A 19,386-nucleotide genomic window follows, 5' to 3' on the forward strand; every position below is an offset into this window, starting at 1 on the left:
ACAAAGGTGAGGGTCGGCTGCCGGACCGCCGGCAGCGCAGGATTATTTTTTCTCGACAGGTTCCAGCGGCGGCGGCGGCGGGGCATCGGCGCGCGCGGGCACGCCGGGCTTGGCCGGCGCCGGACTGACAGGCTCGCCGGTCGCGGCCTGTTTCTTCGGGTTGCCGAGGTCGAATTCCATGACCTGCCATTGTGGGGCGCGGATCGCGCTGCTCTGGGCATCGCCGGGTTGGGCGTTACCAGGTGCAACGTTGGGTTTCATGATGTAGCGGCTCTTGCCGCTTTGCACTTCTACTTCGGTGACCGCACCACTATTGTTCCGCTTTTCGGTGATGCGGGTACGCTCGCGCGGCGGGATGGTGGTGGTTGGCACGTCGCTGCCTGGCTCGATACGCTCGAGCTGGGGCGGCGCCTGGCTCGGGCGCTGTTGCTGCTGGGCCGGCTGTTGCTGCGCCTGCTGGGCTTGCGCCGCAGCCAGTCCGGCGTGGGCGAAGACGCACAGCGTCAGGAGTTTCAGGCGGGAAGATGTGCGCAACATGATGGTCACCTTGTGTCGTTTGGTTCATTGTAACAAACTGACACGCTTCCCTGTGAAAAGTGTGCGTATTTAAACAGCAGGCCCTGCAATGCCTTGTGCTTTGCGTAACGCGATTCTGCGATAATGCCGGACACTTTGGCGCGCCCCGCGCCGGCTCTGATTCGCCTCACTTATATACGTCGCCCTATGGAAAATACCCTGCTGCTCGTTGACGGTTCCAGCTACCTCTACCGCGCCTTCCACGCGCTGCCCGACCTGCGCAGCCCGGACGGGTTCCCGACCGGCGCCATGCACGGGATGGTCAACATGCTGCGCCGCCTGCGCGCCGACTTCCCGGCGGCCTACATCGCCTGCGTGTTCGACGCCAAGGGCAAGACCTTCCGCGACGACCTGTACGCCGACTACAAGGCCACCCGCGCCTCGATGCCGGAAGACCTGGGCAAGCAGATCGAACCGATCCACGAAGTGGTGCGCCACATGGGCTGGCCGATCCTGATGGTCGAAGGCGTGGAAGCCGACGACGTGATCGGCACCCTGGCCGTGCAGGCTTACGCACGCGGCATGAAGACCGTGATTTCGACCGGCGACAAGGACCTGGCCCAGCTGGTCAACGAGCGCGTCATGCTGATCAATACGATGAGCAACGAAAAACTCGACGAAGCCGGCGTGGTCGCCAAGTTCGGCGTTCCGCCGAACCGCATCATCGACTACCTCACCCTGATTGGCGACACCGTCGACAATATCCCGGGCGTGAACAAGTGCGGCCCGAAGACGGCCGTGAAGTGGCTGACCCTGCACGGTTCGCTGGACGGCGTGGTGGAGAACGCCCATGCGATCACCGGCGCGGTGGGCGAGAACCTGCGCGCGGCGCTGGAATGGCTGCCCAAGGGCCGCGAACTGATCACCGTGAAGACCGACTGCGACCTGGTGAACCACATCGTGTCGTTCGAGGAAACCCTGGTCGGCCGTCCGGAAGACGCGGAAGCGCTGCGCGACTTCTTCCAGCGCTACGGCTTCAAGACCATGCTGCGCGACCTGGGCGGGGCGGGGCGCGCCGATGGCGCCGTGGCCCCTGCGCGGGGCAGCGCTGCGGGCGGCGGGCCGCTCAATTCGCCGGAAGGCGCGTCCGACACGCTGCCGGGCATGGCCATCATCAAGGGCGAGTACGAGACCATCCTCACCGACGAACAACTGGACAAGTGGCTGGCGCTGGTCGACGCGGCCGAACTGACTTCGATCGATACCGAAACCACCTCGCTCGACCCGCTCACGGCCCAGATGGTCGGCATTTCGCTGTCGGTGGAGCCGGGCAAGGGCGCCTACATCCCGGTGGCCCACCGTTACGCCGGCGCGCCGGACCAGCTCGCGCGCGAGCACGTGCTGGAACGCATGCGCCCGTGGCTGGAAAATCCGGCCAAACCGAAGCTCGGGCAGAACCTGAAGTACGACATGCACATCTTCGAGAACCATGGGGTCAAACTCAAGGGCATCGTGCATGACACCCTGCTGCAGTCCTACGTGTTCGAGTCGCACAAGCCGCACGACATGGACACCATGGCGATGCGCCACCTGGGCTACACCACGATTCCCTTCGTCGATGTGTGCGGCAAGGGCGCCAACATGATCTGCTTCGACCAGGTGGAGCTGGGCCGCGCCACCGAATACGCGGGCGAGGATTCCGACATCACTTTGCGCCTGCACGGCGCGATGCTGGGCCATGTGGAAGCCGACAAGGGCTTGAACTACATCTACCGCAACATCGAGATGCCGACCATGGAAGTGCTGCAGAAGATCGAGCGCAACGGGGTGCTGATCGACGCCGAGCTGCTGCAGGTGCAGTCGTCGGAACTGGGCGCGCGCATGCTCGAACTGGAGCAGCAGGCCTATGAACTGGCCGGCGGCCCGTTCAACCTGGGTTCGCCCAAGCAGATCGGCGAAATCTTCTTCGGCAAACTGGCGCTGCCCGTCATCAAGAAGACCGCCACCGGCGCGCCGTCGACCGATGAAGAAGTGCTGCAGAAGCTGGCCGAAGACTACCCGCTGCCGAAGATCCTGCTTGAATACCGCGGCATGTCCAAGCTGAAGTCGACGTATACGGACAAGCTGCCCAAGATGGTCAACCAGCAGACCGGCCGCGTGCACACCAACTACGCGCAGGCGGTGGCGATTACCGGCCGCCTGTCGTCGAACGAGCCGAACCTGCAGAACATCCCGGTGCGCACCAGCGAAGGACGCCGCATCCGCGAAGCCTTCATTGCGCCACCGGGCAGCGTGATCGTGTCGGCCGACTATTCGCAGATCGAGCTGCGCATCATGGCGCATATCTCGGGCGACCCGGCGATGCTGAAGGCCTTCGCCGATGGCGAAGACATCCACCGCGCCACCGCCGCCGAGATCTTCGGCATCGCCCCAGCCGAGGTGCAGAGCGAACAGCGCCGCTACGCCAAGGTGATCAACTTCGGCCTGATCTACGGCATGAGCGCCTTCGGCCTGGCCCAGAACCTGGGTATCGAACGCGGCGCCGCGGCCAGCTACATCGACCGCTATTTCGCCCGCTTCGCCGGCGTCAAGCAGTACATGGACGAGACCCGCCTGCAGGCCAAGGCGCGCGGCTACGTCGAAACCGTGTTCGGCCGCCGCCTGTGGCTCCCCGAGATCAATTCACCGAACGGCCCGCGCCGCGCCGGCGCCGAACGCGCGGCGATCAACGCGCCGATGCAGGGCACGGCGGCGGACCTGATCAAGCTGGCGATGATCGCGGTGCAGGGCTGGCTGGAGGCAGACGGCCTGGCCACGCGCATGATCATGCAGGTGCACGATGAACTGGTGCTCGAGGTGCCGGAAGCGGAACTGGAACTGGTGCGCGTGAAGCTGCCGGAGCTGATGGCCAGTGTGGCGACGCTGAACGTGCCGCTGGTGGCCGAGACGGGGGTGGGGCCGAACTGGGAGCGGGCGCATTGAGCATGGGCGTGAACCTGTTCAGCCGATACCTCCGGTAGTACCACCACCGTTCGATCCGTCGTCCCGGCGCAGGCCGGGACCCAAGTGTGCGTGCGCACCCACTAGCACTTGCGTATTCACTGAGCGACGGAATTGGGTCCCGGCCTGCGCCGGGACGACGTTTCAAGGCAGGGGGCGCGTTTCAAGCGCGATTCTTGCCCCGCACTCCCGCCATGCCCAGCAGGGCAATCCCCACCAGGGCTCCCGACGCCGGTTCAGGCACGTCGCTTCCCAGGATATCGATATCCATGTCCAGCGTCGCGCTGGCCAGGTCGATGTCGCCCATCGCCTGGATGTTGAAATCCAGCTTCCCGTTCTTCACCAGCCCGGCCATCAGCGCGTTGTAGCTCATGAGCGAGCCTTCGAGCGCGATCTGGCCGGTGTAGTCGGTGGACGAGATGGCGGTTTCATAGTGGGTCACCGCGGTCCGGGTGATCTGCTGGCAGTTCACCTGGCCCTTGAGCCACTGGGTCGCGGTGCAGCTCGCGCCCGTGGTGCTGCGCACGTACTGCACCTGGCTCGGGCTCGAGGTGGCGGTCGGGATGGTGCTGCTGCTGTAGACGGCGGCGGTCGCGCCGGTAAAGCTGGCGCCATCGAACGAGAGCTTCACCGATTCGCGCTCGCCCACGCCGTAGCGTGGCGTCGTGACGGTGCGCTCGCTGGTCTCGATCGAGGTCTTGGCATCGGGTTTCAGGGTCTGGCTGCTCGAGGCCGAGGCGAAACTCGGACCGGTGGTGTACACCACCGTGTCGCCATCGTCGATGAAGACAAAGGAAAACTGCAGGCTGTTGATGGTATGGCGCGTCTTCAGCAATGCGGAGGCGTCGAAGCTGCCCTGGTAGGTCGCTGTCCAGGTGGCCCGGAATCCCGGTGGCCTGCAGGTTACGCGGCTTGTCAGCTGTAAAGTATTCCGACAGGAATTTAATTTCCCATGCGTAATTTGTGTCTTGGTGAGCGTTTCTTTCGGCATTTCGGCCCAACCAAAACAAGAAATGGTCCGACCAAATTTGATTCATTTATGCTAACCTGTCCGTGCCACTGCCACGTTCGGCAGTTGGTTTCCATCGACCAAACAGGACCAAGAAATGAAAACAAAAATCATATTGGAGACACTGGTATTGGCGGCGGCGCTCACGGCAACCCAGGCTGGCGCCGCACCGATTTCCCTGCAAGGCAGCACCATTACCGGCACCTATAACGGCGCGCCCGAAGGCGTGTTCGGACTGGACTACGGTTTCGCCGCCGAACCCGGCAGCAACACGACCGCGATTGATCCCTTTGGCACGGGCGGCGTCGAGTTCCTGACCAGCGACTTCCTGTTCGGGATCGACTTTTCCACCGACGGTATCCTGACCGTCATGCTCAACGCGACCTTGCCGGACCCAGGCAACTACCGCCTGGCCTTCGATTTCGGCGCCGACTTCGCCCAGCGGATTGGTGGCTTTAGCTGGCTCGATACCAGCGGCGTCACCGGCCTGCCTGCCTTGACCGTGCTGAACGGGCACAGCTTCGCGATCGACCTGTCCCCGGTGTCCTGGAACAGCGAGATCGGCGTGTTTTCGGCGCAGATCGACGCTGCTGCTGCCGTGCCGGAGCCGGGCAGCATCGGCCTGGCGCTCGCCGGCCTGACCGGTTTCGCCCTCGCACGGCGCCGCAACCGCGCGGCACAACGCTAAGCCCCTTTCATCCTGTTCCAGGAGACTCACATGAAACATCCAGGTTTCAAGGCATCCGCACGCGCCGCCCTCGTGCTGGTCGGCATGTTGGGCCTGCCCGCACTCGCGGCAACCGACCCGGCACGCCAGGCGGCGCCCGCCGACGGCTGGGCCAGCCAGGCCGGCGGCACCGTCGGCGGCTCGGCCGCCAGCACCGACAATATCTATACCGTGACCAAGCGCGCCGAACTGCTGGCGGCCTTGGCCAACGGCGGCGACAACCCGAAGATCATCAAGCTGGTCGGCACGGTCGACATGAGCGAGGGCAAGCCCTACACCTCGACCGCGGACCAGGCCGCGCGCGGCGCGATTCGCCTGCGCAGCAATACCACCCTGATCGGGGCCGACGCCAATGCGGGCATCGTCAACGGCACCGTGCTGCTGTCGAACGTCGCGCAAGTCATCATCCGCAACCTCAAGATCGTCGCGCCCTGCGACGTCGAGCCGGTGTGGGACCCAACGGACGGGGCCACCGGCAACTGGAATTCCGCATACGACGCGATTGGCGTCGCCGGCTCGCACCATGTGTGGGTCGACCACGTCACCTTCACCGATGTGCCGCTGACCGACAACTTCCTGCCCATCGAGAACGGCAAGAAGAAGCAGTGCCACGACGGCGCCCTCGACATCACCAACGCGTCGGACTACGTGACGGTGTCATACAACGTCTTCGGCCAGCACGACAAGAACTCGCTGGTGGGCGGCAGCGATTCGGCCACCGCCGACGAAGGCAAGCTGCGCGTCAGCTTCAGCAACAACGTCTACCGCGACATCGTCCAGCGCGCTCCGCGCGTGCGCTTCGGCCAGGTCCACGTCTTCAACAACTACTTCGTCGGCAGCAAGACCGCGTCGCCGTATGCGCACAGCGTCAGCGTCGCCGCCGGCAAGGCCGCCAAGATCCTGTCGAACAACAACGTGTTCGAGATCGCCGGCGCGCAGCGCTGCGACCAGGTGGTGACCAACATGAGCAGCGCCAACCCCGGCTTCTTCAAGGACTCGGGATCGCTGCTCAATGGCGCTCTGCTGAACGCCTGCTCGGTCTCGAACGCCGTCACCTGGACCCCGCCCTATGCGTTCACGGCGCGGCCCGTGGCGCTGGTGAAGGCCAACGCGCTGGCGCAAGCCGGCGTCGGCAAGATCAGCACCGCCATCACCGGTACCGGCAAGGTCACGCTGGACCAGGGCCCGACCCTGGCCTGCCCGGCTACCGGCCTGTACTTCTGCGACGACTTCCAGGACGGCACCAGCGCCAAGTGGAACCTGCTGCCGGTAACGGGCCCGAACGGCGCCTTCAGCGTCAAGCAGGAAGTGGTTGGCGGCGACAACAAGGTGCTGCAGTACACGGCCGCGAGTACCGGCGGCGTGCTGGCGCTGGTCAAGCCGGGCGCCTTCGGTGGCGTACCCTCGGGCGACTACTACGTCGAGGCGCGCATCCGCCCCATGACCAACGGCACCACCGGCAACAAGCTGCTGTATCTCGTCACGCGTTACGTCGATGCGGCCAACTGGTACGGCGCCGGCCTGAATGTGCAGGCCAGCACCGCCAGCACCCAGGTGGAAATCGCCAGGATGCTGGGTAATGTGCTGACCCGGCCGCGCCAGGCGCGCGCGCCGATCGAGATGGATGCCCAGTTCTACACGGTGCGCTTCGAGATGATCGGCAGTACGCTCACTGTCTACCTCGACGGCCGGGCCATGGGTTCGGTCACGGACAACTCGTTCGCGGCGCGCGGCCTGATTGGCCTGTACACCGCCAACAAGACCTTCATGATCGACGACGTGCGCGTGGGCGACCCGCGCCTGAAACCGGTGCAGCTCAATGTCGATCCGGCCGGCCTGGCCTGGTCGGCCGAAGTCGGCGACGCGCCCTACCAGGTAAAGGTGACGGCGGTGGCCAGCGACAACCAGCCGGACAGCTTCAGCGTGGAGTCCAGCAACCCGGCCGTGGTGGCGGTGGCGACCAGCGGCAACAACGTTACCCTCACCGCGGTGGGCGCGGGCAAGGCCAACGTCGTGATCCGCAGCGGTTCGGAGCCGTCGATCACGCGCACGATCGCCGCGACCATCGCGCCGCAGTTCATGCAGCCGAGCCAGTTGTACACGCTGCAGGGCGCCAGCCAGCCGGCGCCGCTGGATGCGGCGGTACACGCCGATACTTCGTTCAAGCTGGTATTCGACCGGCCGCCGACCCTGGGTACCAGCGGCAGCATCCGCATCTTCCGCAAGCTCGACGATGCGCTGGTCGACGTCATCCGCCTGGGCGGCGAGACGGACGCGCTGGGCTACGAAGGCCAGGCGCTGGTGAGAAAGGTGAACACCACGCCGATCCGCATCGTCGGCAACACCGTCACCATCAAGCCGCACAGTAACCGGCTGGCTCCCGGCACCGAGTACTACGTGGCGATCGCCGATGGCGTGTTCACCAACACCAGCCTGGGCGGCACGCCCTTCGTCGGCCTGGGCAAGGCGGCGGGGTGGACCTTTACCACCCGGGCCGCGCCGGCGGCGGCGAGCAGCGTGACGGTGGACGACGACGGCGAGGCCGACTTCCGCACCGTGCAGGGCGCGCTCAATCACGCGATGCAGCGCTTCGCGAAAGCGGACCCGGTGACCATCAACGTGCGTAACGGCAGCTACGAGGAACTGCTCTACCTGAACGGCAAGGACAAGGTCACCATCAAGGGCGAAAGCCGCGACGGGGTGATGATCTCGTACACCAACCACGACACCTTGAACCCGGGTACCGGCGGCAGCCAGGCCGGCTCGTCGGCGGGCACGTCGGGCGGGCGCGCGGTGATGCTGGTGGAGGCCTCGGACATGCTCAGCCTCGAGACCCTGAGCCTGAAGAACACCACCATCCGCTCGCCGAGTATCTCGGCCCAGGCCGAAACCATCTACTTCAACAGCAACGATGGCCGGCTGGTGGCGAAGGACGCCAGCTTCTACAGCGAGCAGGACACGCTCAACCTGAAGGGCTGGTCCTGGTTCTACCGCACGCTGGTGGAAGGGAACGTCGACTTCATCTGGGGCAGCAGCCGCGCGGCCCTGTTCGAAGAGAGTGAGATCCGTTCTGTGGGCGACAGCGCCAACGCGAGCAGTGGCGGCTATGTGCTGCAGGCGAGGGTGGGCTCCAGCAGCGACATCGGCTACGTGTTCCTGAATAGTGCGTTGACCCATGGGCGCGGTCCTGGGCCGCTGCGTGGCGATGTTCCCAACGGGGCCACCTACCTGGCGCGCAGCCCCGGTGGTACCAGCAGCTGGGACAACATCGCCTTCATCAACTGCAAGATGGATACCCATGTGGCGCCAGCCGGCTGGGCAGGGCAGGGCGTGAACTCGCAGCCGGCGCCGAATCCTGTCGTGGCGCGTGCCGACGCGGGCTGGCGCGAGTACGGGACGACCGACATGGCCGGCAATCCGCTGAACCTGGCGGCGCGGGTGGGAGGGTTCATCCTGAGCGATACCGACGTGACGAACCGGTTTGCCACGCGCGAGAAGGTGTTTGCGGGGTATGGCAACGGGGCGGGGTGGAATCCTCAGCCGTGACCGGGTCGGCCGGATGTTCGTTAGGCGTGCTCGAAGCCTCCGGCCTGTCTGCTACACTGGTTTGTTCATCAAACCAGTGTCGTGCACCGATTGACCCAGACTCCAGTTCCCGAGCGCCTGCCACCCGTCCTTGCCGGTCCACTCCTGCGCCGCCTGGAACCGGGCCGCCTGGTACTGTGGCTGGTCGGCAGCGCGCCGCTTGCGCTGACGCTGGTGCTGGCGCCCGAAGCCGGTGCGCCGCTGCGCCTGCAGCTGGACGCGCGCAACTGCCGCGTGCTGCGCTTCGGCCGCCACGCCTGCGTGCACCTGATCGACGTGGTGCTGGACGAGCCGCTGCCGCAAGACACGATCATCGAATACGACTTGCTGGTGACGCAGGACGATGGCGCCCAGGCCGGTATCGCGCAATGGGCGCCGCACCTGCTGCATGCCGGCGCGGCGCGCCCCAACCTGGTGCTGCGCAGCCGCAGCGACAATATCCTGTTCGGCTCCTGCCGCAAGCCGCACCACCCCGCGCCTGACGGCCTGGCGCGTGCCGACGCCCTGGTGGCCGACCACGCCAGGCAGGCCGCCGAGCGGCCGGCCTTCCTCATGCTGTGCGGCGACCAGGTCTATGCCGACGACGTGGCGGGACCGATGCTGGCGGCGATCCACGCGCTTATCCGGCGCCTGGGCCTGTATGGCGAACGCCTGGACGGCGCGGTGGTGGCCGACAGCGAGGCGCTGTACCGCCACCAGGCCAGCTACTACCGGCGCGTCGAGCTGCTGCCGGCGGTGAAGTCCAATGATGCGCTGCGCGACCGCTTTTTCGGCGGCAGCGAAAAGCCGATCTTCACGACCGCCAATGCGCACAACCACCTGGTTACCCTGGCCGAGGTGATGGCCATGTACCTGCTGGCCTGGTCGCCCGTTCCATGGCAACTGGTCGCGGATGCGCCGCCGCCCGCGCTGGAGCCCAGGCACCGGGAACGCTGGCGCCGCGAGTCGCAGGCGCTGGCGGGCTTTCGCCGCGACCTGCCGCAGGTTGCGCGGCTGCTGGCGCACGTGCAGACCCTGATGATCTTCGACGACCACGACATCACCGACGACTGGAACCTGTCGGCCAAGTGGGAAGCCACCGCCTACGGGCACCCGTTTTCGCGCCGCATCGTGGGCAATGCGCTGATCGCCTACATGCTGTGCCAGGGCTGGGGCAACCGCCCCGATGTGTTCGGAGCGGCGCTGGACGACCTGTCGGCGCTGGCGGACACCGCCGCGCATGACGACCGGCTCGACGCAGCGCTGCAGGACGCGCTGGTCACGCGCCTGCTGGCCTTCCACCGGTGGGACTTCGTCGTACGCACCAAGCCCACGGTCATCGTCCTCGATACCCGCACCCGGCGCTGGCGCAACCGGCGCCGGCCCGGCCATCCGTCGGGCCTGATGGATTGGGAATCGCTGACCGAGCTGCAGCACGAGCTGCTCGACGAAACGGCCGCCGTGATCGTCTCGCCGACGCCCATGTTCGGGGTCAAGCTGATCGAGGTGGTGCAAAGCGTCGCCACCTTCGCCGGACTGGCCCTGACCGTCGACGCCGAGAACTGGATGGCGCATCGCGGCGCCGCCAGCAGCATGCTCAATATCTTCCGCCATACCCGCACCCCGGGCAACTACGTGGTCCTGTCGGGCGACGTGCACTACTCGTTCGCCTACGATGCCGAGGTGCGCGACTCGGAGCGCGCGCCGCATATCTGGCAGATCACCAGCAGCGGCATCAAGAACGAATTCCCGCGCCGCCTGCTCGACTGGCTCGATCGCGGCAATCGCTGGCTGTACTCCCCGCGCTCGCCGCTGAACTGGTTCACCCAGCGCCGCGACCTCGCCCTCACGCCCTACCTGCCCGACGCCCGCCAGCATGGCGAGCGTGTCTGGAACGGCGCCGGCATCGGCCAGGTGTGGCTCGATGGGGAAGGGCGGCCGCTGCGCATCGTGCAGCACAACGCCGATGGCCGGCCGTCGACCCGGTTCCTGGCGCCGGAGCCGCCCTCGGTGTAAGACCGATTCCGCATTGGCCCGCCCAGCACCGAACAGCAAGCGCGCGCCCCTTCGGACTTTGCTACTATTGCAAGCCTGTCCAACACTGTCCCAGGGGAGCACATGAAAGATCTCATCAGCGATGCAGAAAGCCTGTTGTCCGCCAGCGCGTTCGAAGACGGCGTCAATCGCCGCGTGTTCCTGAAGGCGGCCGCCGGCAGCGGCTTTGCCGTCGCCGCACTGCCGGTGGTGGCGCAGACGCAAATCCAGACCAGTACCGAAGGCCTCGACGCGGGCGACCACATCGTCCTGGTCAACGGCCAGGATGTCCCGGTCTACCGCGCCCAGCCCAAGGACCGCACCAACCTGCCGGTGGTGCTGGTGATCTCCGAGATCTTCGGCGTCCATGAACATATCAAGGACGTGGTGCGCCGCTTCGCCAAGGCCGGCTACCTGGCCGTGGCGCCGGACCTGTTCGTGCGCCAGGGCGACGCGACCAAGACACCGATGCCGGACCTGATGAAGAACATCATCTCCAAGGTGCCGGACGCCCAGGTCATGCTCGACCTCGACACCATCGTGAAATGGACCAAGCAGCGCGGCGGCAACACCGACAAGCTGGGGATCACCGGTTTCTGCTGGGGCGGGCGCATCACCTGGCTGTACGCGGCGCACAACCCGGACGTGAAAGCCGGCGTGGCCTGGTACGGCCGCCTGGTGGGGGAGTCCAACCCGCTGCAGCCGAAGCACCCGATCGACGTGGCCCAGAACCTGAAGGTCCCGGTACTGGGCCTGTACGGCGCCAAGGACGGCGGTATTCCGCTGGAATCGGTCGAGCGCATGCGCAAGGCGCTCGACGCCGGCAACAGCCGCTCGACGATCCATGTGTACCCGAACTCGGGGCACGCCTTCCACGCGGACTACCGTCCGAGCTTCAACGCCGACGATGCGAAGGACGGCTGGAGCAAGGCGCTGGCCTGGTTCGGCAAGCACGGCGTGGCCTGATCTCGCACGGCCGCAGGGCCGGGCAGGTTACAATGCCCGGTTTGCGGCACTCGCAAGACCAGAACAAGAGATTTTCAAATCGACCCCATTCTCTCCTCCATCCTGCTGGCGACCGTGATCGCCGGCGTCGCCAGCATCACCGGCGCTGCCGTGTTTTCGTTCACGCTGCTGTCGAAAGTGGTCGAGCGGATGGTCAGCCTGTCGGTCGGCATCATGCTGGCCACCTCGCTGCTGCATGCGCTGCCCGAGGCCTTCGAGTCGGGCGCCGACACGCGCAGCCTGTTCGCCACCTTGCTGGGCGGCCTGCTGGCCTTCTTCGTGCTCGAAAAACTGGCGATCCTGCGCCACTCGCACCACCACGAAGGCGACGGCCACCACCACGCGCACGGGCACGACGCCCACCAGGCGGGCAAGTCGGGCTGGATGATCCTGCTCGGCGACGCCATGCACAACTTCACCGACGGCATCCTGATCGCCGCGGCCTTCCTGGCCAACCCGGAGCTGGGCATCGTCACCGCGCTGGCCATCGTCGCGCATGAAATCCCGCAGGAGATCGGCGACTTCATCGTGCTGCTCAATGCCGGCTTCTCGCGCCTGCGCGCCTATGTGTTCAACCTGCTGTGCAGCCTGATGGCGGTCGCGGGCGGCCTGCTCGGCTACTTCACGCTCGATAAAGCCAGCGGCCTGATTCCCTACGTGCTGGTGTTCGCCTCGTCGGGCTTCATCTACATCGCGGTGAGCGACCTGATGCCGCAGATGCAGCGCCGCGCCACCGTCAAGGAATCGGTGCCGCAGGTATTCCTGATCCTGCTGGGCGTGGGCATCGTGCTGGCGCTGAACCACGCCTACTGACACTTCCTGATTTTCCCGGGCGGCCATTCCGGAATGGTGGCGATGCACGCGCTTGCCTGTTGAGTGTTTAATGATAATGGCTTATCATTACCAAAAGCAGCGGCAATCGCTGCGCATCCACTCACCGGAAAGGACGCCCCATGCCCGCATCAATCCTCCAACGCACGCCGCTCGCGCTGGCGATCCTGTTTGCCTTCGCCCCGGCCGCCCAGGCGCAGGCCGACGCCAGGCGCGTGCACGCCGACCCGGACAGCGTGCCGACGGTGGTGATCTCGGCCAGCGCGCTGGGCCTGCTGGGCGACGACATGATCACGCCGGTGACCTCGCTTTCCGGCGGTGAGCTGGTGCGGGCGCGCGAATCGACCCTGGGCGAAACCCTGAACAACCAGCCCGGCATCACCTCGAGCCACTTCGGCGCCGGCGCCAGCCGCCCGGTCATCCGCGGCATGGACGGCCCGCGCGTGAAGATCCTGTCGGATGGCTCGGAAATCCAGGATGCTTCCACCATCAGCCCGGACCACGCCGTGGCGTTCGAACCGGTGCTGGCCGAGCGCATCGAAGTGCTGCGCGGCCCGTCGGCGCTGGCCTATGGCGGCGGCGCGGTGGGCGGCGTGGTGAATATCCTGGATCGCAAGATCCCGACTCAGGTGCCGAGCAAGGCGGTGGAGGGCAGCATGGAAATGCGCGCCAATTCGGTGGCGCGCGAGAAGACCGGCGCGTTCGAACTCACCGGCGGGGCCGGCAATGTGGCCGTCCACGCGGAAGGCGTCAAGCGCGACGCGGGCGAATACCGGGTCGGCAAGGGCTGGGCCGATGGCGGCCGCGTGGCCGGCAGCTTCAAGGACAGCGAAACCGGCAGCGTGGGCCTGTCGTGGGTGGGCGAGCGCGGCTACCTGGGTGCGGCATTTACCAAGGAGCGTACCGAATACGGCATTCCCGGCCACAGCCACGAATTCGGCAGCTGCCACCCGCATGGCGACCACCTGCACTGCGGTGGCCACGGCCACGAGGAAGAGGGCGAAGAACACGACCATGCGCACGAACACGGCGCCGAAGAAGTCCCGATGGTGAAGCTGGACAGCGACCGCTGGGACGTGCGCGGCGAATATAGCAACCCGGTGGCCGGCATCACCAGGGCGCGCCTGCGCGCGTCGTTCAGCGATTACCGCCACGACGAACTGGAAGAGGGCGTCGTCGCCACCAGCTTCAACAACAAGGCGCACGATGCGCGCGTCGAGCTGGAACATGTACCCCTTGGCGGCTGGCGCGGTGTCGTGGGTGCGCAGACCACCCGGCGCGACTTCAGTACCGATGGCGAGAAAGCCTACGTGCCGCCGACCGTCACGAAAAAGCATGCGCTCTTCGTCACCGAAGAATACAAGCTGGCCGACTGGCGTTTCGAGGCTGGCGCCCGCCACGAGTGGCAGGACATCGCGGTGGACAGCGCCACCCAGCGCGATACCGACGCGCGCGGCACCTCGGTCGCCGTGGGCGCCGTGTGGAAGTTCCAGCCGCAGTACTCGCTGCGCGCCTCGGTCGCGCGCAGCCGCCGCCTGCCCACCGCGGAAGAACTGTACGCCGACGGCGTGCACCTGGCCACCAGCACCTACGAGGTCGGCAACGCGAACCTGGGCAAGGAAACCTCGAACAACCTCGACCTCACCCTGCGCAAGTTCGAAGGCGACACGACGTACTCGCTCAGCGCCTTCCACAACCGCGTCGACAACTACATCTACGCCCGCACGCTGGATAATCACGAAGGCTTCCAGCTGGTCGAATACGCCCAGCGCGACGCGATCTTCACCGGCCTGGAAGGGGAGCTGCGCCACAAGTTTTCCCCGGCGCTGGAAGGCACCCTGTTCGGCGACTACGTGCGCGCACGCTTCGATGAAGGAGAGGGCAGCTGCAACCTGCCGCGCATTCCGTCGCAGCGCATCGGCGCGCGCCTGAACGCGCACTGGCAGGCCTGGCACGGCATGGTGGAGCTGGTGCGCGTCGGCACCCAGGACAAGGTGGCGCAGTTCGAAGGCCAGACCAGCGGGTACAACATGCTCAACCTCGGCACCCACTACACCACCCGCATCGGCGGCGTGCCGGCCCAGCTCTACGCGCGGGTGAACAACCTGACCAATGAGCTGGCCTTCAGCCACACCTCCTTCATCAAGGCGGCCGCGCCGCTCCCGGGGCGCAACCTGACGGCGGGCCTGCGCCTGATTTTCTGATGAAGTCGCTGATCCGGTTCGCCGACTATGCCGGCATGGCGGCATCGACCCTGTGCCTGGTGCACTGCCTGGCGATGCCGCTGGTGCTGGCCGCGTTTCCGCTGCTGGGCCTGGGCGGCTCGCATCATGCGCTGCACGACATGCTGCTGCTCGCGGTGACGGCGCCGGTGCTGCTGGCGCTGGTGCCGGGCTACCTGAAGCACCGCGATCCGGCGGCAGTGCTGCTGGGAGGGGCGGGGCTGGGGGCGTTCCTGGTGGCGGTGTTCGTGGTCGGACCGCGCTGGGGGGAGGTGGCGGAGACGGTGGTGGCGGTGGTGAGCAGTGTCTTGCTGATCGGCGCGCACCTGCGTAACCACCGCTACTGCAAGGACTGCGCTAGCTGACGGCGGGTTTTCCGCCGACGTCACGGCATTGATTGCACAGGCCGTATAGCGTGAGCTCGTGCGACTCCAGCACGAAGCCCTCGGGCGTGAGCTTCTGCATGTCGCCAGGGCAGGCGTGCACCTCGAACACCTTGTCGCACGAGCGGCAATGGAAATGGTGGTGGTGCCCGTGGCCCGAGATTTCATAGCGGTCGCCACCTCCCGGCAGCGAGACGGTCGTGATCTCGCCCGCCTCCAGCATCGACTTGATGGTGCGGTACACCGTGGCCAGGCCGATGCCCGGGACGGCTCCTTGCGCGCTTTCCAGGATTTCCTGCGGCGACAGCGGGCGCCCGGCGTCCTGGATGCACTGGTGGATGGCCTTGCGCTGGCGCGTGTTGCGTTCCATGGCGGGGCTTACTTCCTGGTGCGCAGGGCTTCAAGCTCGCCGCGCAGCGCGCTGCGCTCGGCATACGACTTGTCGAGCTGCGCGCGCAGGGTTTTGACTTCGGCTTCGAAATTGTCGCGCGCGGTGGTGGCGCCGATCAGTTCCATCTCGGCGGCCAGGCGGGCGTCGGATTCGGTGGCCTGGGCAGTGACGTTGCGTTCCAGTTGCGAGCGCAGGTCGGCCAGTTGGCGATCCTTGCCGTCGATCGCCAGCTGGTCCTTGGCCTTGCTCACCAGCGCCTCGGTGGCCAGCTTGCGCGCGTCGCGCAGTTCGACCGTCAGGCGTTCGATCTCCGCTTCGTGCTCGCTGGAGGCAGCCAGCGCCTGGTCGCGCGCCGCTTCCAGCTGGGCGCCGGTTTCGCGCAGTTCCGCCGCATCGGTCTCCAGCTGGGCCAGCGCCTCGCGCACCGGCGCTGCCGTCTGTTCGGCCACCTGCTGGACCCAGCCGGTGAGGGCGGCGGCAACCGCTTCGGGGATGTCCAGGGCGGCTGGGGCTGCGTTCGATGTTTCTTGGTCCGACATGGATAGCTTTTCTCTCGCTGCTGTTTTTTTCATGGGATGCCTCTTTCGGGTCAGGCCGGACCGGTGGCGACCGGACGGCTGCCGTCGGCCACCCATTCGCTCCACGATCCCGGGTACAGGGCCGCACCGGGCAGGCCGGCCACTTCCAGCGCCAGCAGGTTGTGGCAGGCGGTGACGCCCGAGCCGCACTGCATGATCGCCGCCTTCGGATCATCGATCAAAGGCGCGAATTCACTGCGCAGCGCAGCGGCATCCTTGAAGCGGCCGTCAGCCTGCAGGTTGTCCTTGAAGAAGCGGTTCTTCGCGCCCGGGATATGGCCGCCCACCGGGTCGATGGTTTCGTTCTCGCCGCGGAAGCGGTCGGCCGCGCGCGCGTCGATCACGGTGCGCTCGCCCTGTTCCAGGTTGTCCATCACGTCGCGCACCGTCACGGTGGGCACGAACGGTGCGCGCACCGTGATGGCGCCGTGCGGCCTGGCTGCTGCCGCCGTGCTCAAGGGCTGGCCCTGCGCCTGCCAGGCGGCCATGCCGCCATCGAGCACCGCCACGCCTTCGTGGCCGAGCCAGCGCAGCAGCCACCACAGGCGCGCCGCGAACATGCCGCCGTGGGCGTCGTAGGCCACCACTTGCGAATCGTCGTTCACGCCCCAGCCGCGCAGGGTCTCGACCAGCGCATCTTTCTCGGGCAGCGGGTGGCGGCCGCGGAATACGCCGTCCGGCCCGTGCTTGGGGCCCGACAGCGCGGTCTCGATGTCGCCGAAGACGGCGCCCGGCAGGTGGCCGATGGCGTAGCCGTCGCGGCCGGCGGCCAGGTTCATCAGGTCATGGCGGCAGTCGACCACGACCCAGTGCGGGTCGTCGATGTGTGCGGCCAGGTCGGCGGCGCTGATCAAAGTGGTGTACATGGTGCTCCTCAGGTTTCGCTGGCGATCGGATCGGTGTCCTTGACCACGGCGCCCTTGGCCGTGCTGCGCGTATTGTAGAACGTCGCGGCGATGCCGGACGCCAGGATCACGCCGATGCCCAGCCACACATGCCAGTTGAAGGCGTCGCCCCACAGCGCCAGGCCCCACAGGCTGGAAAACACGATGCCGGTGTACTGCAGGTTGGCCACCACCAGCACCTTGCCGACGCGGTATGCGCGGGTCATGGCGATCTGCGCCATCAGGGCGGTGATGCCGATCCCCAGCAGCAGGGCGCCGCTGTAGAGCGTATGGCTCTGGAACACGGCGTCCTGCGGGCCGTCGCCCAGCAGGGTGCCAGTGAAGCCGGCCACGGTGGTGGTGAGCGAGAAGTAGAACACCACGCGGTATTCGGGCTCGCCCATCTGGCCCAGCTTGCGCACCTGCATATAGGCCATGGCCGAGATCACCGACGAGCAGATGCCGGCCAGGCCGCCCAGCCACTGGTTGCTTTCGACCGCCGGCTGCAGCACCAGGGTCACGCCGATGAAGCTCATGCCGATGGCCAGCACCAGCGGCCACTCCGGCATCTTGGTGCCGCTCCACCAGCCGTGGGCGAACATCCAGGCCGCGATCCAGATCGGCGCCATGTAGTTCAGCGTGACGGCGGTGGCCAGCGGCAGGCGCGTGATGGCGAAGAACCACAGCCACAGCGAGGTCACGCCAACGACGCTGCGCCAGATGTGGGCACGGGGGAAGGGGGTCTTGAACGTGCCACCGCGGTGGCGCACGATCATCGCCAGCACGATGGTGCCAACGAGGCCGCGGTACATCAGGAGTTCGGACGTCGAGTAGAACTCGGACGCCAGCTTCACGCCCGCGCCCATGGCGGCAAACGCGAAGCTGGCAAACAGCATCCAGAGTGAAGGCATTACATTCCTAGAGAATTACAACTCGAGCTTGCTGCGGTACCACTCGTGGAAATGCTGCATCCCGTCTTCCATCGGCGACTGGTAGGGACCGACTTCGTTGACGCCGCGGTCGAGCAAAATCTTGCGGCCGGCGTCCATGCGCAGCGCGATCTCGTCGTCTTCGACCGCAGTTTCCATGTAGGCGGCGCGCTCGGCGTCCACGAAACCGCGCTCGAACAGCTTGATCTCTTCCGGGTAGTAGAACTCGACCACGTTGCGCGTCTTTTGCGGGCCGATCGGCCACAGGGTCGACACCACCAGCACGTTCGGGTACCACTCGACCATGATGTTCGGGTACAGCGTCAGCCAGATCGCACCGAACTTCGGCGGCTGGCCGTTGTTGAACTTCAGGACCTGCTCCTGCCACTTCTTATAGGCAGGCGTACCGGCCTGCTGCAGCGCGCGGTGCACGCCCACGGTCTGGACGCTGTAGTCGCGGCCGAATTCCCATTTCAGGTCTTCGCACGAAACGAAATTGCCCAGGCCCGGATGGAAGGGCTCGACGTGGTAATCCTCCAGGTAGACCTCGATGAAGGTCTTCCAGTTGTAGTCGCACTCGTGGATCTCGACGTGGTCGAACATATAGCCCGTGAAGTCGAGGTCCTTGGTCGCTTCCATGTTCTTGAGCTTGTCCATGACGTCGTAGCCGTTCTGCTCGAACAGCAGGCCGTTCCAGTTCTGCAGCCTGGTCTTGGACAAATTCAGGCACGGCGTCTCCGGGAAGTGCGGAGCGCCGATCAGCTGGCCCTTCAGGTCATAGGTCCAGCGGTGCAGCGGGCACACGATGGTGTTCGCATTGCCGCGCCCATTGAACATCAGCGCCTGGCGGTGACGGCAGACGTTGGACAGCACCTCGATGCCGGCCGCATTGCGGACCAGCATGCGGCCTTCGTTTTCGGATGGGAGCGTGGCGAAATCGCCCAGCTCCGGGACCATCAATTCGTGCCCGACATAGCGCGGGCCGGCGTGAAACAGTTGTTGCAGCTCGCGCTGCATCAGCGCGGCGTCAAAGTAGACATTTACCGGAAGCTGAGCGCACGAAGCTGCCAGCTTGGCCTGGGTAGCCAGATCGGACATCCCCACCCCCCTTTAAATTAGCTTGTAGCCAAAGAAGAGAAAGAATCCAAAGACCAGTATCGAGAAAAGAGGAATACGGTTATTTGGGACAGAACCGGCGATTATACCGTGGAACAAGCTCTACAGTCTCCGCCCGGTAGCTATCTGTGGGGAAACTGCCCCAATAAATTGTGGAAAAATCAAGGTTTTATCAGGCAGGCAAGTTGTATGCGATG

General features: G+C 66.0%; 15 protein-coding genes. 8 read left to right on the forward strand and 7 right to left on the reverse strand.

What is annotated here, in order from left to right:
• Positions 1-42 precede the first annotated feature (42 nt).
• Complete coding sequence (locus BM031_RS09515; protein ID WP_091874289.1) at positions 43-537, reverse strand: hypothetical protein; 495 nt, start codon at positions 535-537, stop codon at positions 43-45.
• A 186-nt stretch (positions 538-723) separates the two neighbouring features.
• Here BM031_RS09515 and polA point away from each other — a divergent pair, with 186 nt between their 5' ends.
• Entirely contained in the window at positions 724-3,498 is a 2,775-nt protein-coding gene (gene polA, locus BM031_RS09520) for a DNA polymerase I (protein WP_091874188.1), read from the forward strand.
• A gap of 181 nt (positions 3,499-3,679) precedes the next feature.
• Here polA and BM031_RS09525 read toward each other — a convergent pair whose 3' ends face one another.
• Entirely contained in the window at positions 3,680-4,351 is a 672-nt protein-coding gene (locus BM031_RS09525) for a PEP-CTERM sorting domain-containing protein (RefSeq protein WP_091874189.1), read from the reverse strand.
• Between the two features lie 271 nt (positions 4,352-4,622).
• Between BM031_RS09525 and BM031_RS09530 the strand changes: the two genes are divergently transcribed.
• The 7 genes from BM031_RS09530 to BM031_RS09560 all read left to right on the forward strand — a co-directional run bounded on the left by BM031_RS09530 (position 4,623) and on the right by BM031_RS09560 (position 15,273).
• Positions 4,623-5,213, forward strand: a complete 591-nt coding sequence (locus tag BM031_RS09530; protein WP_091874191.1) for a PEP-CTERM sorting domain-containing protein — start codon at positions 4,623-4,625, stop codon at positions 5,211-5,213.
• Positions 5,214-5,243: 30 nt separating this feature from the next.
• Positions 5,244-8,798 carry a pectinesterase family protein gene (locus tag BM031_RS09535; RefSeq protein WP_091874193.1) on the forward strand — a complete coding sequence of 1,185 codons (3,555 nt, stop codon included), beginning with the start codon at positions 5,244-5,246 and terminating at the stop codon, positions 8,796-8,798.
• A 90-nt stretch (positions 8,799-8,888) separates the two neighbouring features.
• Entirely contained in the window at positions 8,889-10,832 is a 1,944-nt protein-coding gene (locus BM031_RS09540) for a metallophosphoesterase family protein (protein WP_229408736.1), read from the forward strand.
• Positions 10,833-10,934: 102 nt separating this feature from the next.
• Positions 10,935-11,816 (forward strand): dienelactone hydrolase family protein, encoded by an 882-nt coding sequence (locus BM031_RS09545; RefSeq protein ID WP_091874194.1) that lies wholly within the window; start codon positions 10,935-10,937, stop codon positions 11,814-11,816.
• 114 nt (positions 11,817-11,930) lie between these two features.
• Complete coding sequence (locus BM031_RS09550; RefSeq protein WP_229408738.1) at positions 11,931-12,668, forward strand: ZIP family metal transporter; 738 nt, start codon at positions 11,931-11,933, stop codon at positions 12,666-12,668.
• Positions 12,669-12,808: 140 nt separating this feature from the next.
• Entirely contained in the window at positions 12,809-14,890 is a 2,082-nt protein-coding gene (locus BM031_RS09555) for a TonB-dependent receptor domain-containing protein (RefSeq protein WP_091874198.1), read from the forward strand.
• Positions 14,890-15,273, forward strand: coding sequence for a MerC domain-containing protein (locus BM031_RS09560; protein ID WP_091874200.1), 384 nt, complete (start codon positions 14,890-14,892; stop codon positions 15,271-15,273). Before BM031_RS09555 ends, BM031_RS09560 begins: the two co-directional genes overlap by 1 nt.
• Here BM031_RS09560 and BM031_RS09565 read toward each other — a convergent pair.
• The 5 genes from BM031_RS09565 to BM031_RS09585 are packed head-to-tail and all read right to left on the reverse strand — an operon-like array spanning position 15,266 to position 19,171.
• Complete coding sequence (locus tag BM031_RS09565; protein ID WP_091874201.1) at positions 15,266-15,661, reverse strand: Fur family transcriptional regulator; 396 nt, start codon at positions 15,659-15,661, stop codon at positions 15,266-15,268. The genes BM031_RS09560 and BM031_RS09565 overlap by 8 nt on opposite strands.
• Positions 15,662-15,669: 8 nt before the next feature.
• Positions 15,670-16,221 (reverse strand): hypothetical protein, encoded by a 552-nt coding sequence (locus tag BM031_RS09570; protein WP_091874203.1) that lies wholly within the window; start codon positions 16,219-16,221, stop codon positions 15,670-15,672.
• 50 nt (positions 16,222-16,271) lie between these two features.
• The gene (locus tag BM031_RS09575) at positions 16,272-17,126 is read right to left on the reverse strand and encodes a sulfurtransferase (protein ID WP_091874204.1); all 855 of its coding nucleotides are present in this window, start codon (positions 17,124-17,126) and stop codon (positions 16,272-16,274) included.
• An 8-nt stretch (positions 17,127-17,134) separates the two neighbouring features.
• Entirely contained in the window at positions 17,135-18,055 is a 921-nt protein-coding gene (locus BM031_RS09580; RefSeq protein WP_091874206.1) for a DMT family transporter, read from the reverse strand.
• A gap of 15 nt (positions 18,056-18,070) precedes the next feature.
• Positions 18,071-19,171, reverse strand: a complete 1,101-nt coding sequence (locus BM031_RS09585; RefSeq protein ID WP_091874208.1) for an aromatic ring-hydroxylating oxygenase subunit alpha — start codon at positions 19,169-19,171, stop codon at positions 18,071-18,073.
• Between the last annotated feature and the right edge of the window lie 215 nt (positions 19,172-19,386).

It is taken from the genome of Massilia yuzhufengensis (genome assembly GCF_900112225.1).
Lineage (GTDB): Bacteria > Pseudomonadota > Gammaproteobacteria > Burkholderiales > Burkholderiaceae_D > Telluria > Telluria yuzhufengensis.